This is a genomic window from Enterococcus sp. NPDC086594 (genome assembly GCF_044746145.1).
GTDB classification, from domain to species: Bacteria; Bacillota; Bacilli; order Lactobacillales; family Enterococcaceae; genus Enterococcus_D; species Enterococcus_D entomosocium.
The window spans coordinates 25,029-49,398 of sequence record NZ_JBIVBP010000011.1; the positions used below are offsets into that span (position 1 = coordinate 25,029).

Genomic DNA, 24,370 nt, shown 5'->3' on the forward strand with positions numbered 1-24,370 from the left:
GGCTGTGTTGCTTCTGTTGTGGTTGGTACAGCTTCTTTTGTGATCGTTGTCGTTCCTAATGTCGGATCTTTTGTTGTTGGTTGTTCTACAGTTGCTTCAACGGTCATTCCCGTTTGACTTTCTATTGTTGATTCATTTGTTTGGTTTGATCTTGTCTTTGTGGTACCAGCCATTCTTGTATCTTCTTCGGGCTGTGTTGCTTCTGTTGTGGTTGGTACAGCTTCTTTTGTGATCGTTGTCGTTCCTAATGTCGGATCTTTTGTTGTTGGTTGTTCTACAGTTGCTCCAACAGTCATTCCCGTTTGACTTTCTACTGTTGATTCATTTGTTTGGTTTGATTTAGATTCTGTGGTACCTGCTGTTGTTAACATTTGTTGGTGTACCGATGTTCCTTCATCTTGCACTTGTATTTGAACTAATTCGTTCGGTTTGTCTGAGTCAGGTTCCTTTAGTTCAGGGTAATATGATGAGCCTTGTATTGATTCTAATGAATCGGAGACGATCTTGCCGTATTCTCTTGTTTCATCATTGAACCAGACATTGCCGTCCTTAGACCATCTATCTCCCTTATCATCAACTGCTCGGCTTTCACTTAAACGTGTAACATGATGACCATTGATTGTATCCGCATGAGCTTCCGCTGCAAACACTAGAATAAATCCCGCAGCTAAAGTAGTAGTTATAACTCTCTTTTTCATTATTTACTCTCCTATAAATTTCTAAATAAATGTTTCAGCTGAGCATCATTGTGATAAAAAACACAACCGAAAGCAGTTTTAAATTCATTCCTAATTTTCTGAAATTATTGTTGCGGTTTTCATTATAGTCTCCTTTAAATAAAAATTGCATTAGGTCTTATATTTGAGACCATCTTATTGGCCATATTTAAAATATCTTAAATATAGCACTTTTATAAATAATTCTGTTTATAAGTTATTCTTAAAAAGGGTCATAAACTATTAAGTTTTTGACCCTTTTAGTTAAAATATGACAAAGCAACAAAATTGATTCTGCACCTTAACTAGGTCTTATTGAAAAGCTTACTGTTTAATGAAAATAGTGAAATAAGACTACCCAAATAGTTTGTTTATTATAATGTCCTTATACGTATTTTCTCCAGTTATTATAGAGACAGTTCCCTCAAGTCCATGTAAAAATTCATCTTGGTTTCCTTTAACCGTAGCATATGCCCAATAAAAATTTCCGTTTTCCGTTTGTTTTGGTTGTACAGAAAGACTCTGAATCTCTCCAAGAATTACCTTTCTTCTATTATCATTTGTGCTATTAACTGTAAATCGTATTTTTTGACCTTCATATATATTACTTATCTCACTACTTGGTATTGATATATTAAGGTTAACATTAAGATTATCACCCGCATTGATCATTTCTCCTAATTTTGTACCCTCAGGTACAACAGAGCCAACTTTTATATTTTCTGAAAGTTCAAATGTCCCATCCGATGGTGCAGTTATCGTATTTTTGTCTAACATATGTTCATAATTAACTAAATTTTGTTTTTCACTTTCTAAATCTGTTTTGACATTTGAATTCTCAATTTCAGCTTCAGAAATTATATTGTTCTTTTCATTTTCAAAATTTATTTTGTTTAGTTCGATTTGCTTATATCCTGTTTCTATCAATGTACTTAACTGATTTTTTTCGTCTGATAAAGCTTCTATCTCAGTGCTTAATGTGTCTATAGATGAATAACTAGCAGACTTGTGTGAATTTTTTACAGATTCCAGGGAATCATTACTACTATTTTTGACTGCTTCTTCGAAATTTACCAATGATTCTTTAAGCTTGGGATCCGTAGCGGCGTAGGTATTAAACTCTCCATCAATGTATTTAATGAATTTTTTGTAGTCATTAATTTGGGTATTCTTCATACTTATACTATCATCTATAGTACTCAATTTATTATTTGAATGATTAATTTCATCATACTTCATACTATCTTCCAAAGAATAGCTTTCTACTTTATTTAAATATTCTTTGAATTTACTATGGTATCCGAACTTATTATCTTTTAATTTATCTTCGCTTTTACTAATACTAGTCAAAAAATTATTTAAATATACTAATTTTTCTTCTTTTTCTTCAATTTTTTTATAAATTGAATCTATTTCTGTCTTCAAAGCAGTAGTATCGAATTCTATTAAAATATCACCTTTATTAATAAAATTTCCATTCTCTGCGTTTATATTTGTAATTTCTGTATTAGATGGACTTACTATTTGGGTACTTATATCTGGAATGTCTAAAACACCGTACGTTTCTATATAAGTTTCTTTTTTTCCAAGAGAAAGAAATATAGCAATAGATACAAGAAGGAATAGAAATGGATAAACAATAAAAGCACTCGTTGATCCTTGTTTTTTGGCTAACAATTCAGCACTCGTTTTTATATAACTCATATCGTTCATGGAGACCACCTCAACTTTTTTATTTTAATTAAATATCTTCCACATACTTTTATATTTACCACCATGATTTATTAAAACTTCATGTGTGCCTTCTTCTACAATAGTTTTGTCTTCTATCACAAATATTTTGTTTGCATTTTTGATTAGAGATAATTTATGGGCTATTGCAATCAAAGTTAAATCTTTTATTTTAAAAAGGTTATTAAATATCAATTTCTCAGTAAAACTGTCAATATTGCTAGTCGACTCGTCTAAAAGAAGGATTTTAGGATTTCTTAAAATTGCACGTGCAATTGCTAGCCGCTGTTTTTGTCCACCAGAAAAATTCGAACCATTCTCCTCAACTAAACTCCCATATCCCAATGTTAAATTTTCAATTTCTTCATGAATACAAGCTAATTTACATGCTTCAATTATATTTTTTAACTCAATTTGTTCTTCCAAACCAAAAGTTAAATTTTCATATATGGTCCCATTAAACAAAAAGTTTGTTTGAGGTACCATAATTAAAGATTTTCTTAGAGCTTCTTTTTGTATATTCTTTATTGAATAACCATCAAATAGAATGTCACCTTCACTTATATCGTAATAACCAACGAGCAGTTTAGCCAATGTTGATTTTCCCGAGCCACTTCTCCCTACAATTGCTATTTTTTCTCCTTGTAATATCTCTAGGTTAATATCAGATAAGCATTCTCTTTGCATCGGATAGTGAAAATTCAAACCTTTAACTTGAATATTTCCAGAAATATTCTTAATACTAATTCTTTCTTCATTTTGATTTTTTTCTTGCTTTAACTCCATTATTTCGGATAAACGATCAGAAGCTACTTTGGCAGATTGTAATTGAGGTTGTAGATTTATTATATTTAGCAATGGATTTGTGAAATAAGAAAGTAAAATATTAAATGTAATTAATTGTCCTACACTTAATTCCCCTTTAATAACAAACTGGGATCCGATCCATAAAACAATAATATTCATTGTTAATTGAACAAGTTGCTTGAAAAACATCTGAGTAGTATCCAGTTGTACTGTTTTAAACGAAGCATTAATATATGATAAAAATAAATTATCGACTTTTTTACTCGCTGCCTTTTCTCCTTGCAAAGACTTTATTGTTTCTATTCCATTGAAGCTTTCGATTATAAACGAATTTAGCAAAGCATTTTCTTCCATTTCCTTATGGTTATAACTATCATATTTTTTCAAGAAAAACGTTATTATAATTGTATAGAATGGTATCGATACCAAAGCTATACCAAATAAAGTACTATTTTGGAAAAACATGATTAAAGAAATGACGATGACCATATTTACATCTAATATCATTGTAAGTATTGAAGATCCTAAAGTATTAATTATTTTATTAGCATCAGAAAACCTAGAGATTATTTCTCCAGACGTTCTAGTAGAAAAAAAGTTATATGGAAGCTTTAATACATGATTGTAATAACTCAGCATAATTCTGATACTCATTCTATTTCCAAAAATAACTAATAGATATGTTTTTATAAAATTAAAAACCACTTCAAACACATGGACAATTATGACCCCTAGCGAAATTAATGCTAATGTTTTAATCGATCCTGAAGGAATTATTGAATCTATCAATATCTGAAAATAAAACGAGGCTATAATTCCTAGAATCGTTATTATAGTAGCTGCAACAACTATCTGAGCAATTAGTCCTTTATCTTTCAATGTTTGTTTAAAAAATGTTCCCAATGAATTTTTTTTATCTTTTATTTGAATATATTGTTCTGTTGGAACAGTAAATATGATATATTTCGTCCATACTTCTTTAAACTCTTCTTTTGAAATTTTCTTTAAGCCTTCTGCAGGGTCTGAAATCAAAATTTTATCTTTATAAACTTTATGAATAACCACAAAATGAAGAAGCATTCCATCCTTCAAGATATGGGCAATGGCTGGATAAGGTAAACTATCATCTTCAAAAATTTCCATATCTGCTTTAATGGCCTTTGCTTCAAAATTATACTCTTCGAGACCTTTTACGATCCCTAACAGATTGGTACCTGTATTACTTGTACCAATAGTCTCTCTAATTCTAGATATACTTACATCAGATTTATACTGTTTTAATACAGTTAAGATACATGCTGCCCCACAATCCTTTAAATCATTTTGTTTTACCGACTTGTACTTTTTCAAAAAGTATTCCTCTACTTTCCGTTAAATTAACTAAAATGTCTTCTAAAAGTAAATATCTCTGGTCCTCTAAATCTTTTAAGATACTAATATAGTATTCTGCTTTTGTCGTATTTTTAGATGTACCTTGAAATAAATCATTAATTTCATTAAAAAATTTCACACATAATTTCTCATATATTTGATTATTCGAAATTTTAATTTGATTCAATATTTTCACACAATTTCCTATAGTGTTCGTTTCTCCAATTTCGAATAAGTAAGCAATTCTTGCCATAATTATGTGAATAAAAATATTCTCATTTTTTTCATAATTATAATAACTATTACTTTTATCAATTAATTTTTTAAACATATAATGATTAAACTCTGGAGAATATATATTCATTGTGTTAGCTAAAAAAACAATATCAAAATAGGCTAACTCGTCTAACTCGTAGAAGAATGAGGTTAGATAAGTCAATTTATTTTCATTTGAATTTCCATGTTTTAATAATTCCAAGTATATTTCACTTAAATAGAGTACGTTTTTTTGTTTGTATGAAAGATCTTTTAGTTTTGAACTATTACGGATAAAATTTTTTAAATATTTCAAATCGTTCCTTCTATAACTACTTATGATTGCAGTTAATTGATTTATAAACTTATCATCTGTATAATTATTAGCAGTGAAAGAAATTTCTTTCAAAGCGATATCATTGTATTTTATTAACTTCAGAAATTTTGATAGGCTAATATCGATTTCTCCATTAACAAATCTATAATAATTAGATTTAGACATAACGCCATGTAAAGCTTTCGTGATCGATCTGTTTCTATTTTTTATCAACGAATCAACTATTTTATTAATATTATTAACTTCCAAAACACTCCTCCTTTAATTTTTGCATATTTGCAACCCTTTTCTTTTTGGTAATATTTATAGTATACAATAAACTTGTAACTAAAAAAATACCAAAAAGGAGGAAATGTAATGAGTCAATTAGGATTTTTAGAAAATCAGTATCAAGTTGTTACTTTAGAGGATATGTACGACATCAATGGTGGAATTATAATTACTCTAGGTGGTGTGACTTTAGTATTAACCGCTAAAGCGATTGCTGGTGGAGTTGCTCTGATTAGCGCCATAATCGGTGGAACTTATGGAGTTGGTTATGTTCTTGGTAAAGGTTGGGCTTACGTAAAATAAGAGAGGACGAGTGAATAGTATGAATAATCTGAATTTTTTAGATGAGCGTTATGTCACTGTTGATAGTGACGAATTATATGATGTTAATGGTGGTTTAATCATTACAATTGCAGGCATTACATTTGTCGGTTGGAAAGCCGCTGCTTTAATTGCTGCTGGTGTAACAACGCTTGCTGGAGCTGCTGCTTTAGGATTTTGGAATGGCTACAATGATACAAAAAAGAAGTAGGTGATCTAGGTGCTTAAAATATTTAACAAAGAGCTCAACATTACTAATATACTCTCACTAATTATTATGATCATGGGAATACTGATTGTGTCTCTACAAGCATATTATTATTTTAGATATGGCTCTCAGTTTGTGGATGGTATTACAATAATTGGTATAGGAATTCTTTGTTTAGGGTACTATAATCTTTTTATAAAATAGCTTAATAAAAAAAGTTACTCAATGTTTAGAGTAACTTTTTTCATTTATCTGCTGGGAATACTTGATTTATAATAGTAATTAACATAAATTTATTTATTAAAGAGTTCTCTGTGTATTTTTCAATTTTTCCCAATCATATATAATAACATCGGTGTCAAATAATATAGAGCTTTCTATATAATTGAAACCATATTAAATGCCATGAAAACTAATTATTTTTAGTGTTCATTGTGATGTTGTCAACGAAGTAAAATGGTAACCTAATAAAAGGTCAAAAACTTTTAAGTTTCTGATCCCTTGTTTATTATTAAAATTGATTTTCAGACATACATGTATCAGTTCTGCATTATTTTATGGAAATGTAACTTCTAAAGAAAGTGTATATGATGTGCCAGACATTCCCGAAACTGAAATTTTACAGTCCATCCAAGCTCTAGGGCTATTGCCACCTTTGATAAGGACATTATACCCCCATCCAGTTTTATAGCTGAATGAATTTGAAGTTGGTTTATCCTGTCTATTCTTTCCGCCTGTAATTAATCCTGAGTGTACACCAGATACTCGGCTACCAACTACATAAAGCTTTGAACTAGGAGTCCAACTACCATTGTAACTATTTACTCTGATATCTTTGTTTTTGTCAGTTCCACTAATATCGTAGTTTACATTAATTTTTGCGGTTACGCCGCCACCCGTTTTATTTCCACCAGAACTATCAAATGTAGTAATGGTTCCATCTGGTATTTCAGTAAATACTTCATAGGTTTTAGTTAGATTGGTTTCATCACTAAAACTACGAAGCTGAAATTGATTCAATAAATCTTCTGTTGGAGATACATCTTTCACATTCAACTGTGTTTTCTCTCCAGTTTGATCATTAATCAAATAAGCAACTGCTTCAGGGGGGGACGTTTCATCTGCTTTGACCTCCGACGTTCCAAAAAACGCAAATACAGCAAGAGCAAGTACCGGTAACAACAACGCTAGTTTTCTTTTCATTCTACATTCCTCCTTGTCTATTTAAAAAACAAAACATACAAAATAAATAGGACAACAATAACTCCAATGTAAATTAAAGTATCAGTCCATTTTGTACCGATATTAGGATCTCCTGCAGGCATACCAGTTTCTATTCTACGATTTTTTTCGATGGTAGAAAAAACATCATTATCTTTTTTCTTTTCTTTATCCTTCATAAAAACTCTCCTTTTCTAATATGCCAAATAGTATCAATAGGAATTATCAGAATTATACAATAACTCTTCAGTTAAGTAAAATGATAACAGTATTTTTTAAAACATTAATATTTTTTTATTACAAAAAAGGTGATCTGTTATACTGATTTTACAAGGAAAGAATGAAATACCAAGGTTTTCATTCTTTCCTTGATCGGTTCTAGTAAAACTGTAGTCTAATATCAATCGCATTCTCGGCCAGTTGGTAACCAGCTTCATCAACACCAGAAAATACTTCTAACGGCGAAATATTATACTTCTTGCCGTTTTCGAATTCATAGAAATCTTGATTGGTAAACAAGTTATAGGCTAAAGCAACCAGTCGTTGTTCACCGCCAGACAACGTGCCATCAAACCATAGGTCACTATTGATTTCTTTTTGGACAAAATTAACCATCGAGCGACGTTGGTTAAATAATCTTTCATCACCAGTGAAGATAAAAACCAAGCTACGCCAATAAGGATCTCGAAGATCTGTAAAACCCAATTCTTCCATCATGTAATTAAACCTAGCAATGTGTTTCTTGTTTAGAAATAATTCCTCCATTGTTGTTCCTCCTCTAATTGGTTTTGACCATTCCTTCAGTGATTATTCGAACGTTACTTTTGCAATTTCAAAATCAAAATACTTTCCAGATACCCAGTCTACATGACCGCTATCTGTAAAAGTTTTGCGGATCACATCCTCTTCATCTTTTAGCGCAAGTATGGCATCAAGGATTGCCTTTGCTTCGTTCTCCTTAAAAATACCTAACTCTTCTTTTCTTTGCGTAAAGTGCAAATTTTCAACCGTCGCAGCGTTACTCAAATATCCCATCAGTTCCTTAGAAAAATGGTTGAAAACGATCACTGTCCAAACCTTTTCTCCTCTATCTTCAAGAGAAATTAGTTTACCTCCTACATCATTCTTCATTTGGTTTGACCAGGATAAAGTGATCTCTTCCATCGACCTTCTGATACTCTCGTTGACACTCTTTACATAAATAATGACAATTAGGATAAAGAACGTCCCCTTTTCTGACACGAACTTGTTTTGCTAACTCACCACAATCACATTTGATTCAGCTAGGCGGCCAGTATAAGCGCCGATTGTAGGGCGTTATTGGTATTTTCCATTGTTCATTCAGTTTCTTCATGCACATGAAAGATATTTCAAGTACCCGATGGATTAATAACACCGAGAAAATGTGTTATTAAATTATGGAACAATGGTAGCACTTAGAAATTTATAAGAAAGAAAAGCGATCTTTTTTACCTCCCCCTTCCAGCTGCTCCCCACCACTTAGGAGGACAAAAAATAGACGTGCAAAGCACGTCTGTAGCGTCAATGATTGATATCTTACTGAAATCTTGCTATAATTACTGTGTAAAGAGGAGTTGCGTCAACAACTCCCCTACAGCACCGTTTAAGACGGTGGCAAGTTTTATATTATTTTAGTAATCAGTCAACTCGCCAAAGTTTAGTGACTGGTTACTTTTTTTGTCGTTTTTTGCTGCAGTTAGGATGCCAAAGATAATCGTTGCGATTAAAGAACCGAAACTAATCATTAGCCCTAATGCTTTAGCTACAGACAAAAGGCTTCTCCTTTCTAAAGAGTTAGCACTTACTTTCATAAGCACCACCACCTTTCAAAAGATAGCCACCGTCACAAACTTTACTGTCCTACTATTATACCAAAAATCCACGTTAAAAACCGATAGTTATCAAGGTTTTTAGCGTTTTTTCATGCGATAAGAACGGTCTAAGTAAAGGGATTTTTTTCTAGTTTCATTGGTTAAAGGAACCATCCATTCGTCTTGTCCCGCATTGAAAGATCCCTTTTATTTCAACATCCGAAGAACACGCACCTGCACCATTTTTCTCTGACCTTACCTCAAGAAATCCCCACTCCTCACCTTTCCTCCTCCCAAGACAGCTCATCCAAGATCCTGATCAACTTTTGGACCTCTTGATTCAACATCGCACTCTTTAAGTAGGCATATTGAATATAAAAGATCTCCTTATCTTCAGGGACCAGTGGTATTTTCACTAAGCCTTCCATTTCTTGAAACACGGGAAATTCCGTCATCAGGGTAATGCCGATATTGGAACTGACCAACTGACCAATCGTCTGAACGTCTGAAAAATAAAAGGGGACTTCTGGCTTCTTCTTTGATTTCTCACTTAAATTCTGAAAGGCGCGCATATGGGTATAGCCTTTTTCCAATAGGATAAAGGGATATTCAGCAGCTTCTTCGAATGAGATTTCCTTTTTTTCTGCCAATGGATTTTCTTTTGACACAAAGATAAAAAACTCTTGCTGGTGCAGCAACTTCACCTGCAGATTCGGGTGGACGAGGGGATTGACACTGCCCAGCAAGCTAAAATCGATTTTTCCTGACAATAGTTTCGAAAGCAATTCATTGGATCCCCCAGATACTAAGTGGAAATTCGAAATAAAGCGGATGATCTCTTTTTCATCTAAGAGTTTTGAAAAGACTTTGGAACGAATGATTGGCGGCAAACCGATGTGGGTCCGATTGTTTTTGGCATGGTCGATGGCTCTGTCTAAGGTCACAAATTCATCTAAGATATATTGCGCATGAGCCTTCAAAATTTCCCCTTCCGTGGTCAATGAGATGGAGCGATGTGAGGCTTCTCGCACGATCAAATCACAGCCATAATGCTCTTCCAAGCGTTTGACAGCGTAGCTGACGGTTGGTTGACTGACCGCAAATTTATGCGCCACTTGGGTAAAAGAAAGCATCTCTGCCAAAGCGTTAAAGTATTCTAAATCTCGTATATTCATCGTCTGATTCCTCCCTTAACCGGTTTAAACTAGCAGCGGTTTTGTTATAAATAATTTTTATTATACCACCGATAATTGACTATAATTCTGTCTGAGGATTAAAGTAGCTAATGGAAATGAACGAGTACTCAAAATATATCCATTGGAGGAACATAATGAAAGCACATGACATTTTAAATAACCCATTTTTAAACAAAGGAACCGCGTTTACACAAGAAGAACGAAAAGAACTAGGGTTGATCGGTTTATTGCCCCCACACGTGCAAACGATCGAAGAACAAGCAGAACAAGCTTATTTGCAATATGTCACCAAAGAATCAGACATTGAAAAACGTCACTTTTTAATGGAAATCTTTAATACCAATCGGACATTGTTCTACTATTTGTTCAATCAACATATCGTTGAATTCAATCCGATCGTCTATGATCCAACGATTGCTGATACCATTGAAAATTACAGCCGCCTATTCGTTGATCCTCAATATGCAGCATACTTAGATATCAATCATCCAGAGAACATCGAAGAAACGTTGAAAAATGCCGCTGGCGATCGGGACATTCGCTTGATCGTAGCCACAGATGCTGAAGGGATTCTTGGGATTGGTGACTGGGGTGTCCAAGGTGTCGATATTTCTGTCGGTAAATTGATGATTTATACAGCAGCTGCTGGGATCGACCCTGCTTCTGTTTTACCAATCGTGATCGATGCCGGTACCAACCGTAAAGAATTGTTAGAGGATCATTTGTATCTAGGCAATCGTCAAGAACGTGTCTACGGTGATGCCTACTACCAATTCATCGATCAATTTGTTCAAACGGCAGAATCATTGTTCCCTAAACTTTACTTGCATTGGGAAGACTTTGGCCGTTCAAATGCTGCAACGATTTTGGACAAATACAAACAAACAATTCCAACTTTTAACGATGACATCCAAGGAACGGGAATCGTTGTGCTGGGCGGTATCTTCGGTGCACTGGATATTACAGGTGAAAAATTAACGGATCAAGTCTACTTATGTTATGGCGGTGGTTCCGCTGGTGCCGGGATTGCCAGTCGAGTCCATGCGGAAATGGTCAGCGAAGGTCTTTCAGAAGAAGAAGCCTACAATCATTTCTTTATGGTTGACAAACAAGGGCTTTTGTTCGATGATATGTCCGATTTGACTCCTGCACAAAAACCATTTGCCAAAAAACGGGCTGACTTTGCCAATGCTGGCGATATGACGCAATTGATCAATGTCATTAAAGTCGCAAAACCAACGATTTTGGTCGGTACTTCAACCAATGCGGGTGCCTTTACCAAAGAAGTTGTGGAAGCGATGTGTGAAAACACTGCTCGTCCAGTGATTTTCCCTATCTCGAATCCAACCAAAAAATTAGAAGCAACGGCTGAACAAGTAATCGAATGGTCTGATGGAAAAGCCTTTGTGGCAACCGGTGTCCCTTCAGGAACAATCCAATACAAAGGGGTCGACTACCAAATCGGCCAAGCAAACAACGCCTTGATCTATCCTGGTCTAGGATTAGGTATGTTGGCTTCAGAAGCCTCTCTCTTGACCGATGAAATGATTGGTGCCGCTGCTCACTCATTAAGTGGTTTGGTTGACTTGAGCCAACCCGGTGCACCAGTTCTTCCACCATTTGAATACGTTGCGGACGTTTCTATAAAAGTGGCTGAAGCAGTTGCCAATAAAGCCAAAGAACAAGGGTTAGCCCAAGCGCAAGAAACCGATATGGCAAAAGCTGTCCAAAATCTTAAATGGTATCCAACATACTAGGAAGGTCTGAAAAATGAATAAATTAAAAACGATGACGATTTCGGGAATTAGTCTTCCCTTGTATCTCTTTTTCATGGTAGTCATATTCAGTGCGATTGCCTTAGACAAGTTGCCATTAAATATGGTTGGGATCACCATTTTACTGGTTGCCTTAGGACACCTGCTGTATTTCATTGGGGAAAAACTTCCGATCATGAATTCTTATCTTGGCGGCGGGTCAGTTTTTACCCTGCTTGGTGCCACCCTTTTAGCCTCCTTCCATCTCGTACCCACGAAAGTCATTGACGCGGTCAGTGACTTCATGGGGGGCGGTTTTGGCTTTCTTGATTTCTATATTGCCGCTTTGATTTGCGGCTCGATTTTAGGGATGAACCGTAATTTGTTGGTGAAAGCTTCTACGAAATTCATTCCCGTTGCTTTGATCACTATGGTAGTAGGCTTTTTCTCCGTCGGCCTTGTCGGTATGCTGCTAGGCAATGGCTTTGCTGATTCGGTGATGTATGTGTCTCTACCAATGATGTCTGGCGGGATGGGGGCGGGAATCACCCCACTTTCACAAATTTATGCTGATGGCTTGGCAAACGGCAATCAAGCCGCCATCTTTTCTCAATTAGCGCCAGCAGTTACTTTCGGGAATATTCTTGCCATTATTGGTGCTTTATTTATCGCAAAGGCCTTTGCTAAAACCAAATACAATGGCCATGGCACCCTAATCAATGCCACGAAAGAAGAATTAGAAAAACCAAAAATAACGCTTGATGCCCAACAAATCGGGGTCGGGATGCTGTTTTCCTTTTCACTGTTGGTCGTTGGTGCGATTTTAAGCGACTTTTTCCCTAAAATTCACGAGTATGCCTTTATGATCGTGATTGTCTTTATTCTGAAAGCCTTGAATATTGTCCCTAAGAAACTCGAAGATTCTGTGGTGATGTTCAACAATGTTGTAATGACGAATTTGACCCACGCGGTTTTGGCGGGGATTGGTTTGGCATTGATCGATCTGTCAACACTGGCCTCTGCCTTTACTTGGCAATTTGTCGTGCTTTGCCTAACCAGTGTCGTATCTATGGGGGCTGCCAGCTGGTTCTTCGGGATGGTATTAGGGATGTATCCCGTTGAAACCGCAATTGGCGCCGGTATGATCAACAACTCGATGGGGGGAACAGGTAATATCGCTGTATTGTCTGCCTCTGATAGAATGGAAATGATTGCTTTTGCCCAAATGGCCAACCGTTTATGCGGTGCGATCGTGCTGATTCTAGGTGGAATCTTGATCCGTTTCTTCTATTCTTGATCTAAAACAAAAAACAGGTGCTGCTACGCATGATGCATAGCAGCACTTTTTGTATTCTTCAAACGAATTCGTCCAATTGGTTGCACGAATCAAACAAAGGTCCACCCATTTCCTCATAAAAGAGCCAAAAAGAGCAGTGCCTCCGCACTGCTCTTGCTTTCCTGATTCATTCAAGGGTTACAGCTTCTTAAACAAGGTTGGTGCTTGATCAGGAGACCAAGTGGTGTCCCCGTAATTTGAGTGGGTGTTAATCACGACATAATTGCTGCCTTTATGGCTCACGATTTCACCACTTGTATACACTTCTGGTGCAGAGAATGTACCTAATTTCCACACACGGTATTCTGACTCCCCGCCTCCAGGTGTTTCAGTTTCTTCTTTGGCATTGGTTTTCACGCTCAGCTGGTTACTGAAAGCGGATTGTTCGCCCGTTTTGCTGATTGCTTTGATTTGGTAATTGTAGGTTGTATCCGCTGCTAGATTCGTGTCTTCATAGGTTGTTCCTGTGGCCGTAGCAATTTTGACGCCATTGCGGTAAACATCATATCCAGCGATCCCATTTGTATGAGTCGATGCTTGCCACATTAAGGAAACGCTGCTGTCTGTCACGCTCATTTGATGCAGGTTGCCTGGTGTCGAAGGGGTTTCGACTTGATTGTCTGCTGAGGTAGTCACTTTCACTGCAGCACTTTTTTCTGAAACTAACGCAGTAAAGCCGACTGCTTCTACTTGATAGCTATAGGTTGTGTTGGCTTTTAATTGTGTGTCGGTAAAAGTTGGCTCAGTAGTCGTTGCCACTAAGGCACCATCGCGATACACGTTGTATTCTTTCGCATCGGTTTGACCGTTCCATGCTAAAGCCACCGTGCTGCTAGTCACTCGTTCTGAGCGGACATTTGCTGGTGCTGCTGGTTTTTCGGGAATGACCGTTGAGCCGGAAACGTTGACGTCGATCACGTTATAAAAGGCATTTGGCGTATCTGCAACATCCCAGACCGCTAAAATGACATGGTAACCGAGACGATTTTCTGGAATGGTAATGGTATGGCTTGGGCTATTGCTGGCAGCCGAACCATCGTGATTCACAGTAGCGATCAATTCCAAGCTATCTCTTGAAAGTGGCGCGTTTTGATCCCAACCTGGTTTCGTGATATAGTAATGCCATTTTGTGGTCTTGTGAGGCGCTGTATAATGCCAATTGACCCGCAATGGTCCTTGATTGATGTCTTGTTTGGTCCAACGATTGGTTCCTTGTTCATCAAGAACAAAGTCCCCGATTTGTCCGAGTCCACCATCTGCCGAAGCGATGCGACCATCTACTGGTCCTGCTTCTGGAAAGCCTTTTTTAGTTTCCAATGATTGTGGGTTTGAAATGACATTGCCATATTTCTCAAACGCAGCGCTCCACCCTAACGTATTGCGATCCAAAGACCCTTGATAGCCCCGACTGACCGGTGATTCCACATAACCATGAGCAAATACTTGTTTCCCCGTGAAGAACAAGCTCCCTCCAAGTAAGATTGCCACCCCGACCGACCATTTTACCAATGCGTTTTTCATACTCTGCCTCCTAAAATTTTTTATCATCGAATAAACCAATCCTATCCGTTTATTCCTTGATTCCGATTCATTGAAAAGCAAACCCTACATTTAAAAATAGTTTATTTATATATGTATGATAAACGACTTAATCATTATAAGATTATAATGACTAGTTTTCCGTCCTTTCAGTTAGAAATACAAAAAAACTTGAAACGATTCTCCTCCTAATCACTTAAGAGGATTCGTTCCAAGTTTCTTTCTTTATAGACGATCTTTTTTAGGAAAAAACAGCCGCTTATTTCCCATTTTCTTTCACATAGTCAGAGGATTGCGCGCCTGCTTGGCGACCAAAGACCATAATGTCGGCTACAGCATTGCCGCCGATTCGATTTTGTCCGTGGATACCGCCGGTCACTTCACCTGCTGCATACAAGCCAGTGATTGGTGTGCCATCTTCTTTCAACACTTGGGTCTTCGTATTGATCTTGACGCCGCCCATTGTATGGTGGATCCCAGGTGCAATTTGAATCGCATAGAATGGCCCTTCCGTCAAATCATAGTCCATCGCCGTTTCACGACCAAAATCTTTGTCGGCTTTGTCTGCCACTGCTTGGTTCCATGTATCTAAAGTTTTCTTCAAGGTTGCTGGATCGACATCGATTTTTTCAGCTAAGGCTTCGATGGTGTCAGCTTCTACCACTACACCTTGTTCTTTGTAGTAATCGACTTGTTTGGCTCTACCTGCTAACGCATTGTCAAAAATCAAGTAGGCATAGCTTTCTGGCAGATCTGTGATGGCAGCTGAAACATTGTCGCGGGTTTCTAATTCATTGTAGAAACGTTCTCCTTGTTGGTTCACCAAAATGGCGCCTTCTCCACGAACGGTTTCACTGATCAACATACCTGTATCTTGAACCACTGTTGGATGGACTTGGATTTGATCCATATCAACCGTTGCGCCGCCTAATTCTTCGATCATCTTGATACCATCGCCTGTACTTCCTTCAGAAGTCGTGCTGACATAGCCTTTCAGATCTGGACGATATTTTTCGATCAGTTCTTTGTTGGAGCCAAAACCACCAGTAGTAACAACCACTGCATCACCAGCGATTTCTTTTTCTTCGCCATTGATTTTCACGTTGACGCCAGTGACTTTGCCGTCTGTTTCATTGATTTTTGTCACATCAGCATTTACAAATAAAGGAATTTCTTGCTCATGAATGTTTCTCAACAGGCCATCCACCAAATACGTACCGACTGCTGAACCGTCGTGAGGACGATGGATCCGTTTTACACTGGCACCGCCGCTGTAACTGATATTGTCTAAAGTGATCCCCATTGAATCCAACCAATCAATCGCTGAAGCAGAGTTGTCTACTAAATAATGTAGCAATTCTTGATCGTTGGTTCCTTTACCACCTTTAAGGGTATCTTCAAAAAATTGTTCATTCGAATCTTCAATGCCTTGGGCTTCTTGGAATTTGGTTTCTGATGCGTTCATTCCGCCAGAAGATTTCAAGGTATTTCCGCCTGCGATCGGCATTTTTTCTAAAATGACTGGATTCATTCCAGCATCTTTAGCCGACAAGGCTGCTGCCATCCCTGCACCGCCAGCACCAACGATGACGATATCATATTGATCTTTTAACTCTGCTGGATCGGTATACTCTTGTTGGGAAGCACCTGAAGTGACTTCACTTTCTGAAGAAGAGCTTGCCGCACTGCTGCTGGCTTTTGTTCCGCCATCGGCACCACATGCACTAAGCAACAATAATGAGGCTGCCCCAATCACCCATTTTGACCATCCACTTTTTTTCATTTGTTTCCCTCCGTTTTTCTTTTTGCCCTTTTCTCCTCACTGATCCCCGTCATATATGATGAGAAAAGAAGCATTTTTCTTGCGAACCCTGCTTAACTTGTTACTTTATTAACAATGGTAAACATCTTGCGATCGGACTATTTTTCTATTCGATAGCGATAAAAACATTGTTTAAGCAACATTTCAACAGAGTTCTATTTTATTTAACCATTGTAACAAAAAAAGAAACTAAGTGTCTCGTAATAATTTGTGTATATTTTAACTATCCATTCTCATCTTTTTCTAATTTTATCGGAAAAAGATACTATATTTTCCTCGCTAATTTCTGCTATTCAAAGCTGCCACAAAGGTCCCGCTCATAGAATGACCGTTAAGTTCGCGGTCAAAAAGATATTGCCGCGATTGTTCTTTCACTGTTCTTTTCCCTTTGTCCTGCGCCTTCTTTTGTATAATAAAAGAAAAAGCAGAAATGGAGTGGCAAATGGAAAAATTGACCCGGATGTTCGAGCGAGTGATCAGTATCTGTATTGATAGCATGTTAGCGATCTTAGTCGTTGTCGTCTTGATTTTTATGGGAAAAGCGATTTTTATGATCAGCACGACGCTCTTTCCTTTAAGTGAAGCGCCCCACCTGTCCTTTTTGATTGAAGAAATTGCCACGTTATTCATTTTGTTAGAAATCATTTTGATGTTGCTGCGGTATATGAAGGACGGACACCATATTCCCGTCCGTTACTTGATTTTGATCAGTATTACTGCGATTTTGCGCGAGCTATTGTTAACGCAAGGCATGGCGAACGATGCCCTATTTTTTGCTCTAGCGATTTTTGTCTTGGTACTGGTCTTGCTAGTCCTGCAAAAAATCAATGCCTTCCAGCATGCCCAAGAAAAAGACCACTGAAACTAGCCCGTCGGATCAGTTGGGTTCAGTGGCTTTTTCGGGATCAGTTAGAGGAATACCAATATAAAAGGTGGTTCCTTTAGGCGTACTTGTAACATCGATCAACCAGTCGTTTTTTTCCACGATTGAAGAGACAGTGAAGAGTCCTAGACCAGTACCGCCAGTGGCACTCTTGGTCGTGAAAAAGCGGGTAAAGATTTTTTCTTGGATTGCTTCTGGTATGCCGGGACCGTTGTCGACGATTTCGATCAAAGCAAACTCCTGTTGTGCGGAGAAAGCTTGCTTACGAAACGGAAAGGTGGCGCTCTCTGTCGAAGTGTGACTCAATCGAATGCTGCAATCGGCATTTGCTTGGTACACATTCATCAACAAATTGTAAATAATGACTTGCAGATCGATCTTCTCGTAGACGGCATATCCTACTTCTTGGATATCATACGTAAGGGAAAAGGCTTTTGGCAACAGTGCGCGCATAGTATCGATGGCTTCTGTCAAGGTAGTAGCGATCGACTGCACAGTTTTATCGGCACTTTCGAGTTTCGAAAAACGCAGCACATTGCTGGATAACTCTTTGCCTTTTTCCGCCGCTTTGCAGACTTCTTGCAAGTCCTCCACTAAGACTTCATCGTGTTGGTTTTCCTCGATCAGCAATTGCAGATGACCAATCATAGGCGTCAAAAAGTTGTTTAGGTCATGGACGATTGAGGTCGTTAGCAAGCCAATGGTTTCCAGTTTTGATTCTTGCAAAATGTTTTTTTCGATTTCGTGCTTTTCTTTTAACAGCCGTTGTCGTTCTTTCAATGCTTGGTTTTCGACATAGGCTTGATTGCGTTTCATGTAGTTTTTGATCAGGACGGTCAATAAAATCATAATGACAAACAACAAACCCAGCAGGCCGATCAAAATCAAGTTGTCTTGTAAGAAGAGACCGCTTTGCTCCAAAAAATCGGCATTGCTGGCGACGATCAGCCGACTGTCGCCGATGGTGATCCATTGATAAGCAGCCAATTTCAGCACTTTTTGCAGTGTTTCTTCGTTCCACCAATAAGAATAATAGACGGAGGTGCCTTCTTCATTGTCGATTTGTTCTTGCTCCAAGCGCTCAAGATCGGTGAAATCCAGCTCTGGAAATTCTTTTTTGCGGCTCTCAACGATGGAAAAACCAATTTGTTCGTCCGATGGGTGCATAACGATCCGCATATCGGCGTTTTTGACCATCGTATAGCCGGAAACATTGCGATCGGTGGTAAATTCATGATGATACATGCGCTGCAGATTCAAAGGCATCACAAGAACCGCTTCTTTGTCGTCAAGGGTTAGGGACTGATACACATTTAAATAGGCCTCTTTACCATCGAAATAGACTTGCCCATTTTGTACCTGCCGACCCGCCAATACTTTGTCTAAGGATGGATCTTTAAATAACAGTTCCTGCATCGTTGGATCTTGTGGTTTATTGATAGACGTTGCGGTATTTTGGGCGATGACCTGACCCGTTTGGTCGATCAAAAACAATCCGACCATGGCATTGTTCGCGGAATTGATCACTGGTAACGTTAAGGGGCGCTGCAAATCAGCCAAGGCGGCACCTTCGAGGTGGTCATCGGCATAATTGGCAAGAGCCATGTGGTACGATTCGATGCTACGGCTGATCAGCTTGATCGCCGCTTGGTTGACCGTTTCTAACTGCCGCAACCCGACGGTTTCAGCTTGTCTTTGTGCGCTTTTATAACTTGTAAAGGTAAAAATAAGTCCAATCAATGTAATGAATAAGGTAGCGACCACGCTTAAATACAGCCAAAACTTTGATGGCGGTTTCATTGTAAACCCCTTTCATATTTACTATAATACTATTGATACAGGAGGCGGATATTTTGCGAGATGAAAAAATTTTAATCGTTGATGATGACCCTGCTATTCGGCGGCTGATTTGGAAATCTTTACAATCGACGGGCATTTTGATCTACCAGACTGATTCCGTTGAAAAAACGATTGCGATCAATTCTCGTGTCAGCTTTGATCTTTTTTTACTGGATATCAGTTTGGAGCATGAAAATGACGGCTATCATTTGGCACAACTGATTCGAGAAGAAAACCCCACGGTGCCGATCGTCTTTTTGAGCGGTAAAAGTGACGAAAAAGATATGATCAACGGCTATGAGATCGGTGCCGATTACTACATTACGAAGCCTTTTTCACCGGCACTCTTAAAAGCACAAATCGTTTCGATTCTTGATCGCCGCAACGTGCTGCGAGAAAAAGGGATCGCCAAACCGGAAGGGGATCTGTGCAGCGGCATGTTTCGTTTTGACCAAAAACGCTATCAGTTTTTCAAAAATGACCAGCCCATCAAGTTGTCTTCAAAAGAAATCATGCTGATGCGCTTTTTCATGGAAAATCCGGATCAAGTGTTCTCGAAAGAACAGATTTACAGCAATGTTTGGCAAGATGGCCAATTCGATGCCAATACCGTGATGGTTTTTATCAATCATCTGCGAAACAAAATTGAAGATGAGCCGAAGCAAGCCCGTTTTTTGAAAACCGTTTGGGGGATCGGCTATACCTTTTTACCAGAAGGAGACGCCTTCTAGCTGCAAGAAATAAAGGGCCAAGGCTAAAAGATCCGCCGAGCCTCCGGGACTCAAATGGCGTGCAATCAATACTTGATCATAGGTCGTTAATTCACGAAGCAAGTCTGTATCCGACAGATTGGCTTCGTGAATTTTTTGCATCTCCTGCTGTACGGTCTTCATCGCCTCGTAGCCGCCTCGGTGGACGAGGTTGCTGTCTTCGGTTTCACTCATTAGATAGACCAACCCTCGTAACAAGGAAACGGAGGTTTTTTGTGGTTGCTGCCGTAAGTACTCCAGCAGTTTTTTAACCGTTGGATAACCAGCTGCGGCTTCTCCACGAATCCCCATCGTGCCGTAGGTTAAATAATTTTTTTCTCCGTAAGACAACTGGTCTTTGTGGGTGATTTGCTGCAGGTCTTGCTTGACCAAATGCTGGCAGATGTCGGCGGCAAGCTGCAGGATCTGATTAGTATCTTCAGCCGTCAGCACAGCCTTGTCATGCTGTTGATAATAGACTCCTGTCGCCCCCAACAAAACTGCAAAGGAAAAGTTCGCCCCTTTGTGGGTATTGATGCCTTTGGTTGCCTGAAGCATCGCTTCTTCTGCTTCTTGACCGATCCCACGTAACTGGTCAAACAGCTGGATCAGGGCGCCTGTATGGGCAAAGCCAGCTTGGCTATAGCGCTGAAAAAAAGGCGCCAAACAAGTGATACTATTGATAAAGGTAAACACATTCATGTCCTGATGCGCACCAGAGGAGCAAGGATCTACTAAACCAGGCTTGGGTGCTAACGCTACCTCATAATGCAGCGCATTGACTGCATAGCTGCTGGCGATAAAAAGACGGGAATCAGTCAATTTTTCTTCGCTCCATTTCAGCAAGAATAAATTGCAGGGAGTGATCCAAATGTTCATGGGTCAACAACGTGATCTGTTCCGTGTCATTGGTTCTCATGCCGCGATAAATCAGCCAATGTTCCGCCAATGCCGCATCCCTTCTTCTAGAAGAGCGAATCGCAATGTCACGAAAATACACGAGGTACGCTTGCAGATCCAGCACGATACTTTTTAACCGCAGCATCTGGCTTTTTTCGTAAATAAACGCATTGAAGTCAGAAAAGTTTTTCAAGACCCCATCCACATCATCCTCACGATTCAGCTGCTCGCCATGTTCTAACAAGCAGCGCATCTCCCGGAAATCCTCCTCACTCATCAAGGCCATTGCTTTGATAGTCGCCAATGTATCCAATGATTTGCGGATATCGTAAATCTCATAAGCATCTTTGATACTGATCCCTTTTACGACGATGCCGATTTTTGGTACGTGTTCCACCAGTTTTTCAGCCACCAGCTGCGTCATGGCGTAACGAATTGGGGTCCGGCTGATGTTTAACGTATCGGAAAATTCTTTCTCATTGATGCGAGAGCCTGCGGGAATGTCTCCTAAAATGATGGTTTTTTTGAACGCTTCATAGATCAAATCTTTTAATGGTTTATTTTTGGTCAGATCCAGATTTTTATTTACTGCATCAATAATTGGATTCATGATTTACTCCTATCATACTAAAAACAAATGAGATTTTTGGGAAAAAATAGATATATCGATAAACAAGGAAAACTACCGAGCAAAATGGCAGCCTGCTCGATAGTTTCTTTATGAAGTTACTGTGGAATATAAAACGGCATATGACCTAATAGTACGATCGTAACGACAAAGATCACGAAAATCCCCAGTGCGTATTTCGCCGCTTCTTTTTGCCATTGCCCCATATCTAAGCCAGTCAAGCGCAATAGCAAGTAGATGAAGGCAACCAATGGACTTAACAAGTGGAACGCTTGGCCCATTAAGGACGCCAAGGCCATCTGCATATTGGTGAAGCCATACGAACGACCCGCTTCTGCTAAGACCGGTAGAACCCCAAAGTAAAACCCATCATTGGAAATAAAGAAGGTCCCAGGTGCAGAGATCAGGGCGATAACTATGCCCCAGAAACCAGCCAATTGTTTAGGAATGATTTGCGTGAAACTATTCGCTAAGGCAGTAGCCATCCCAGAGCCTTGGAACAAGCCCATGAAGACGCCCGCTGCAAAAACTAAAATTACTACTTGCACAGCGTCGCCGCCGTTGGCACCGATCCGTGACGATTGATCTTTCAAAATTGGGTAGTTGACCATCAATGCGATACAAGTACCTACAAGGAATAACAAGATTGGTGGTAAAGCGATACTAGAAATAAAGGAGCTTGCTACTAACCAGCCAATCAAGACGATCGTTAAGATACCGTTGAAGACAAAGTTTTTCGGACGGCGGATCGCTAATGTATCAGGATCAGTCACAGTCGTCATTTCTAATATCTCATCGTTCGTCAGTTCCGTAACCCCTAAACGTTTCCGTTCTTGGATCCCCATTCTGCGAGCCACGAAGAAAATCACATATAACAGAGACAAAATCATTCCTGGCAACAAATAAGAAAGGATATCCGCATCAACTTCCAGCACGGCCATTGCTCGGGCAGTCGGTCCGCCCCATGGCAATAAGTTCATGATGGTGTTTTGCAAAATGATCAAGACACCAAGGTTCATCATTTTCATATTCAGCTTCTTGTAGATGGGAATAAACGCAGAACAACAAATCAAGGTAGTGGTCGTTCCATCACCGTTCAAAGAGACCGCAGCGGCAACGACTGCCGTTGCCATCAAGACTTTCATCGGATCGCCTTTAGCAAAATAAATCATTTTTTTCGTGATTGGATCAAACAAACCGGCATCCAACATAATGGAAAAGTACAAAATCGCAAACAGCAACATGATTCCTGTGTTGGCTGTTGTCGAGATGCCCTCAAGGACAAAATCACCGATGTTGCCTTTTTCGGAAACACCAGCAACCATCGCAACGAGGGTAAATAGTAATGGGATAATTACTAAGGATGTAAAGGGTGACATTTTTTTCTTCATGATGACAAACATGAAGACAATAATCATGGCATAGGACAAAATTGTTAAGAACATTTTCTTCTTCCTTTCATGCATCGAAATGTGTAAGCGTTATCAAAAAACATTTTAAAAAAATTACAGGCCCGTAATTTGTTAGCGACAAGCGTCACTAGTTTGTGAATATTTTTCTTTTCTTAAAGGAAATAATGTTATTGAATGCTTTACACGTCTAAGAATAAACAATCAAGAAATAGAAAAAAAGACCCGTTTAAAAAAAGAACAGCAAAAAAACAATTTCTCTTTTCAAATCTTATTTTTCGTTTAAAAAGTTCTTAACAGAATATTAACGCAAGAAAAACCTTGATAAATCAACGTTTATATCGGTTTTTCACTCTTTTCTCAAAAAAGGAACACTGAAAAAACAATTTTCAGCCGAAATAAATCTCGCTGATTGAACGGGAGTTTCTATAATGAAAGGGAACGAATCATTGAGAAAGGAGAAACCCATGAATCTTATTAAAAGATTGTTCAAAAAAACGCATGATGAACCAGATGCGCCTGTCAGTCCTCCTCTGAAGCCAAGGGAAATGATAGCGGACCCACCCGCGTCTGATTGGCAAGAAGTGTCGGGCTATCAGCCGGCGCCTGCAGAAGATTATCCGTTAGTCAGTCTGATAGCCGCCGCACTAGGTGCCGAGTCTTCCCCTGAAAGTCAGTTTGTCATTCGAAGAATTGAGAAACGCAATCCTGAATTTAAGCGAGTCACCCTGATTGCCGCCAGTATCGCCGCCGGAGAGCTATCAGATTCTCAGTTCACAATCAAAAAAATAGCCAAAAAAAATGAAAACAAGTGAGGGAAAAACATGTTACGTAAATTTAAAATAGCGATCGATGGGCAAGAATACCTTGTCGAAATGGAAGAAATCGGTGCCCCGCAACCTACCGCTCCTGCCCCAGCAGTGCCAACACCGGCTCCAGCAGCGGCACCCGCTCAACCAGAACCAGTCAGCACACCAGAACCAGAAGTAGCACCACAGCCAGCGCCAGCTACGCTTCCTGCTGACGGCGAGCCGATTCATTCTCCAATGCCGGGAACGATTTTACGCCTCTTGGTCAATGTGGGGGATACTGTGCAAGAAAACCAGTCATTGATGATTTTAGAAGCCATGAAGATGGAAAATGAAATCGTGGCACCAAAAGCAGGAACCGTTGTTGCCATTGCAGTCAATGCGGGCGACATGGTCAACCCAGGAGAACTGCTGATTACGATCGGCTAATTTATTGA

23 protein-coding genes and 2 pseudogenes are annotated in these 24,370 nt (G+C 38.8%); 8 read left to right on the plus strand and 17 right to left on the minus strand.

Annotated elements, in window-relative coordinates:
* The 4 genes and pseudogenes from ACIPK1_RS13755 to ACIPK1_RS13770 form a co-directional block, all read right to left on the minus strand.
* Positions 1–698, minus strand: a pseudogene (locus ACIPK1_RS13755) (hypothetical protein); the annotation flags it as partial.
* 372 nt (positions 699–1,070) lie between these two features.
* Complete coding sequence (locus tag ACIPK1_RS13760; protein ID WP_301405323.1) at positions 1,071–2,429, minus strand: HlyD family efflux transporter periplasmic adaptor subunit; 1,359 nt, start codon at positions 2,427–2,429, stop codon at positions 1,071–1,073.
* Positions 2,430–2,453: 24 nt separating this feature from the next.
* Entirely contained in the window at positions 2,454–4,604 is a 2,151-nt protein-coding gene (locus ACIPK1_RS13765; protein WP_301405325.1) for a peptidase domain-containing ABC transporter, read from the minus strand.
* Positions 4,573–5,466: a hypothetical protein gene (locus ACIPK1_RS13770; RefSeq protein ID WP_301405327.1), complete on the minus strand. Its 894-nt coding sequence runs from the start codon at positions 5,464–5,466 to the stop codon at positions 4,573–4,575. Before ACIPK1_RS13770 ends, ACIPK1_RS13765 begins: the two co-directional genes overlap by 32 nt.
* Before the next feature lie 108 nt (positions 5,467–5,574).
* Here ACIPK1_RS13770 and ACIPK1_RS13775 point away from each other — a divergent pair, with 108 nt between their 5' ends.
* Both ACIPK1_RS13775 and ACIPK1_RS13780 read left to right on the plus strand, forming a co-directional pair.
* Positions 5,575–5,790 (plus strand): hypothetical protein, encoded by a 216-nt coding sequence (locus ACIPK1_RS13775; protein ID WP_301390025.1) that lies wholly within the window; start codon positions 5,575–5,577, stop codon positions 5,788–5,790.
* 19 nt (positions 5,791–5,809) lie between these two features.
* On the plus strand, positions 5,810–6,019 hold the full coding sequence (locus tag ACIPK1_RS13780; RefSeq protein ID WP_301390027.1) for a class IIb bacteriocin, lactobin A/cerein 7B family: 210 nt from the start codon (positions 5,810–5,812) through the stop codon (positions 6,017–6,019).
* 552 nt (positions 6,020–6,571) lie between these two features.
* Here the strand turns inward: ACIPK1_RS13780 and ACIPK1_RS13785 are convergent.
* From ACIPK1_RS13785 to ACIPK1_RS13815, 7 genes and pseudogenes are all read right to left on the minus strand, one after another.
* Complete coding sequence (locus ACIPK1_RS13785) at positions 6,572–7,219, minus strand: hypothetical protein (protein ID WP_301389360.1); 648 nt, start codon at positions 7,217–7,219, stop codon at positions 6,572–6,574.
* Between the two features lie 17 nt (positions 7,220–7,236).
* Positions 7,237–7,416, minus strand: a complete 180-nt coding sequence (locus tag ACIPK1_RS13790) for a hypothetical protein (RefSeq protein WP_200127067.1) — start codon at positions 7,414–7,416, stop codon at positions 7,237–7,239.
* Between the two features lie 199 nt (positions 7,417–7,615).
* Positions 7,616–8,002, minus strand: a complete 387-nt coding sequence (locus tag ACIPK1_RS13795; RefSeq protein WP_301389359.1) for a DUF6075 family protein — start codon at positions 8,000–8,002, stop codon at positions 7,616–7,618.
* A gap of 42 nt (positions 8,003–8,044) precedes the next feature.
* Positions 8,045–8,401 (minus strand): hypothetical protein, encoded by a 357-nt coding sequence (locus tag ACIPK1_RS13800; RefSeq protein ID WP_301389358.1) that lies wholly within the window; start codon positions 8,399–8,401, stop codon positions 8,045–8,047.
* A pseudogene (locus ACIPK1_RS13805) lies at positions 8,358–8,597 on the minus strand (hypothetical protein). Before ACIPK1_RS13805 ends, ACIPK1_RS13800 begins: the two are co-directional and overlap by 44 nt.
* A gap of 292 nt (positions 8,598–8,889) precedes the next feature.
* Positions 8,890–9,069: a putative holin-like toxin gene (locus ACIPK1_RS13810; RefSeq protein WP_400451160.1), complete on the minus strand. Its 180-nt coding sequence runs from the start codon at positions 9,067–9,069 to the stop codon at positions 8,890–8,892.
* A 278-nt stretch (positions 9,070–9,347) separates the two neighbouring features.
* Positions 9,348–10,244 (minus strand): LysR family transcriptional regulator, encoded by an 897-nt coding sequence (locus ACIPK1_RS13815; protein WP_301389357.1) that lies wholly within the window; start codon positions 10,242–10,244, stop codon positions 9,348–9,350.
* 116 nt (positions 10,245–10,360) lie between these two features.
* On the opposite strand from ACIPK1_RS13815, the gene ACIPK1_RS13820 reads away from it, so the two are divergent.
* Positions 10,361–12,022, plus strand: a complete 1,662-nt coding sequence (locus tag ACIPK1_RS13820; protein WP_276525021.1) for a malolactic enzyme — start codon at positions 10,361–10,363, stop codon at positions 12,020–12,022.
* Positions 12,023–12,035: 13 nt separating this feature from the next.
* The gene (locus ACIPK1_RS13825; RefSeq protein ID WP_005230514.1) at positions 12,036–13,316 is read left to right on the plus strand and encodes a 2-hydroxycarboxylate transporter family protein; all 1,281 of its coding nucleotides are present in this window, start codon (positions 12,036–12,038) and stop codon (positions 13,314–13,316) included.
* A 177-nt stretch (positions 13,317–13,493) separates the two neighbouring features.
* Here the strand turns inward: ACIPK1_RS13825 and ACIPK1_RS13830 are convergent, their stop codons facing one another.
* Positions 13,494–14,876 carry a lytic polysaccharide monooxygenase gene (locus ACIPK1_RS13830; RefSeq protein WP_034878234.1) on the minus strand — a complete coding sequence of 461 codons (1,383 nt, stop codon included), beginning with the start codon at positions 14,874–14,876 and terminating at the stop codon, positions 13,494–13,496.
* A gap of 277 nt (positions 14,877–15,153) precedes the next feature.
* Entirely contained in the window at positions 15,154–16,677 is a 1,524-nt protein-coding gene (locus ACIPK1_RS13835; RefSeq protein WP_005233089.1) for a flavocytochrome c, read from the minus strand.
* A 481-nt stretch (positions 16,678–17,158) separates the two neighbouring features.
* Between ACIPK1_RS13835 and ACIPK1_RS13840 the strand changes: the two genes are divergently transcribed.
* Positions 17,159–17,578, plus strand: a complete 420-nt coding sequence (locus ACIPK1_RS13840) for a phosphate-starvation-inducible PsiE family protein (protein WP_008381850.1) — start codon at positions 17,159–17,161, stop codon at positions 17,576–17,578.
* Between the two features lie 15 nt (positions 17,579–17,593).
* Here ACIPK1_RS13840 and ACIPK1_RS13845 read toward each other — a convergent pair whose 3' ends face one another.
* Positions 17,594–19,399: an ATP-binding protein gene (locus ACIPK1_RS13845; protein ID WP_400451161.1), complete on the minus strand. Its 1,806-nt coding sequence runs from the start codon at positions 19,397–19,399 to the stop codon at positions 17,594–17,596.
* Positions 19,400–19,452: 53 nt separating this feature from the next.
* On the opposite strand from ACIPK1_RS13845, the gene ACIPK1_RS13850 reads away from it, so the two are divergent.
* A complete protein-coding gene (locus tag ACIPK1_RS13850; protein ID WP_400451162.1) occupies positions 19,453–20,169 on the plus strand; it encodes a response regulator transcription factor in 717 nt (238 codons plus the stop codon).
* Here ACIPK1_RS13850 and citG read toward each other — a convergent pair.
* The 3 genes from citG to ACIPK1_RS13865 form a co-directional block, all read right to left on the minus strand.
* Positions 20,146–21,009: a triphosphoribosyl-dephospho-CoA synthase CitG gene (gene citG, locus ACIPK1_RS13855; protein WP_008381844.1), complete on the minus strand. Its 864-nt coding sequence runs from the start codon at positions 21,007–21,009 to the stop codon at positions 20,146–20,148. The two genes, ACIPK1_RS13850 and citG, sit on opposite strands and share 24 nt — an antisense overlap.
* Positions 21,002–21,697 (minus strand): GntR family transcriptional regulator, encoded by a 696-nt coding sequence (locus ACIPK1_RS13860; protein WP_005233081.1) that lies wholly within the window; start codon positions 21,695–21,697, stop codon positions 21,002–21,004. Before ACIPK1_RS13860 ends, citG begins: the two co-directional genes overlap by 8 nt.
* Positions 21,698–21,813: 116 nt before the next feature.
* Positions 21,814–23,160: a CitMHS family transporter gene (locus ACIPK1_RS13865; RefSeq protein WP_008381841.1), complete on the minus strand. Its 1,347-nt coding sequence runs from the start codon at positions 23,158–23,160 to the stop codon at positions 21,814–21,816.
* A gap of 395 nt (positions 23,161–23,555) precedes the next feature.
* On the opposite strand from ACIPK1_RS13865, the gene ACIPK1_RS13870 reads away from it, so the two are divergent.
* Together ACIPK1_RS13870 and ACIPK1_RS13875 are read left to right on the plus strand one after the other, a co-directional pair.
* The gene (locus ACIPK1_RS13870; RefSeq protein ID WP_301405329.1) at positions 23,556–23,939 is read left to right on the plus strand and encodes a hypothetical protein; all 384 of its coding nucleotides are present in this window, start codon (positions 23,556–23,558) and stop codon (positions 23,937–23,939) included.
* A 9-nt stretch (positions 23,940–23,948) separates the two neighbouring features.
* Positions 23,949–24,362 (plus strand): acetyl-CoA carboxylase biotin carboxyl carrier protein subunit, encoded by a 414-nt coding sequence (locus ACIPK1_RS13875; protein WP_140966066.1) that lies wholly within the window; start codon positions 23,949–23,951, stop codon positions 24,360–24,362.
* Positions 24,363–24,370: the final 8 nt, after the last annotated feature.

What these genes read in the sequence shown, in the direction of transcription:
- ACIPK1_RS13780 (WP_301390027.1), top strand. Translation starts at nt 5,810, where the DNA reads ATGAATAATCTGAATTTTTTAGATGAGCGTTATGTCACTGTTGATAGT.
- ACIPK1_RS13815 (WP_301389357.1), bottom strand. Translation starts at nt 10,244, where the DNA reads ATGAATATACGAGATTTAGAATACTTTAACGCTTTGGCAGAGATGCTT.
- ACIPK1_RS13835 (WP_005233089.1), bottom strand. Translation starts at nt 16,677, where the DNA reads ATGAAAAAAAGTGGATGGTCAAAATGGGTGATTGGGGCAGCCTCATTA.
- ACIPK1_RS13825 (WP_005230514.1), top strand. Translation starts at nt 12,036, where the DNA reads ATGAATAAATTAAAAACGATGACGATTTCGGGAATTAGTCTTCCCTTG.
- ACIPK1_RS13795 (WP_301389359.1), bottom strand. Translation starts at nt 8,002, where the DNA reads ATGGAGGAATTATTTCTAAACAAGAAACACATTGCTAGGTTTAATTAC.
- ACIPK1_RS13840 (WP_008381850.1), top strand. Translation starts at nt 17,159, where the DNA reads ATGGAAAAATTGACCCGGATGTTCGAGCGAGTGATCAGTATCTGTATT.
- ACIPK1_RS13810 (WP_400451160.1), bottom strand. Translation starts at nt 9,069, where the DNA reads ATGAAAGTAAGTGCTAACTCTTTAGAAAGGAGAAGCCTTTTGTCTGTA.
- ACIPK1_RS13800 (WP_301389358.1), bottom strand. Translation starts at nt 8,401, where the DNA reads ATGGAAGAGATCACTTTATCCTGGTCAAACCAAATGAAGAATGATGTA.
- ACIPK1_RS13830 (WP_034878234.1), bottom strand. Translation starts at nt 14,876, where the DNA reads ATGAAAAACGCATTGGTAAAATGGTCGGTCGGGGTGGCAATCTTACTT.
- ACIPK1_RS13790 (WP_200127067.1), bottom strand. Translation starts at nt 7,416, where the DNA reads ATGAAGGATAAAGAAAAGAAAAAAGATAATGATGTTTTTTCTACCATC.
- ACIPK1_RS13760 (WP_301405323.1), bottom strand. Translation starts at nt 2,429, where the DNA reads ATGAACGATATGAGTTATATAAAAACGAGTGCTGAATTGTTAGCCAAA.
- ACIPK1_RS13870 (WP_301405329.1), top strand. Translation starts at nt 23,556, where the DNA reads ATGAAAGGGAACGAATCATTGAGAAAGGAGAAACCCATGAATCTTATT.
- ACIPK1_RS13820 (WP_276525021.1), top strand. Translation starts at nt 10,361, where the DNA reads ATGAACGAGTACTCAAAATATATCCATTGGAGGAACATAATGAAAGCA.
- ACIPK1_RS13860 (WP_005233081.1), bottom strand. Translation starts at nt 21,697, where the DNA reads ATGAATCCAATTATTGATGCAGTAAATAAAAATCTGGATCTGACCAAA.
- ACIPK1_RS13785 (WP_301389360.1), bottom strand. Translation starts at nt 7,219, where the DNA reads ATGAAAAGAAAACTAGCGTTGTTGTTACCGGTACTTGCTCTTGCTGTA.
- ACIPK1_RS13775 (WP_301390025.1), top strand. Translation starts at nt 5,575, where the DNA reads ATGAGTCAATTAGGATTTTTAGAAAATCAGTATCAAGTTGTTACTTTA.
- ACIPK1_RS13845 (WP_400451161.1), bottom strand. Translation starts at nt 19,399, where the DNA reads ATGAAACCGCCATCAAAGTTTTGGCTGTATTTAAGCGTGGTCGCTACC.
- ACIPK1_RS13875 (WP_140966066.1), top strand. Translation starts at nt 23,949, where the DNA reads ATGTTACGTAAATTTAAAATAGCGATCGATGGGCAAGAATACCTTGTC.
- ACIPK1_RS13865 (WP_008381841.1), bottom strand. Translation starts at nt 23,160, where the DNA reads ATGTTCTTAACAATTTTGTCCTATGCCATGATTATTGTCTTCATGTTT.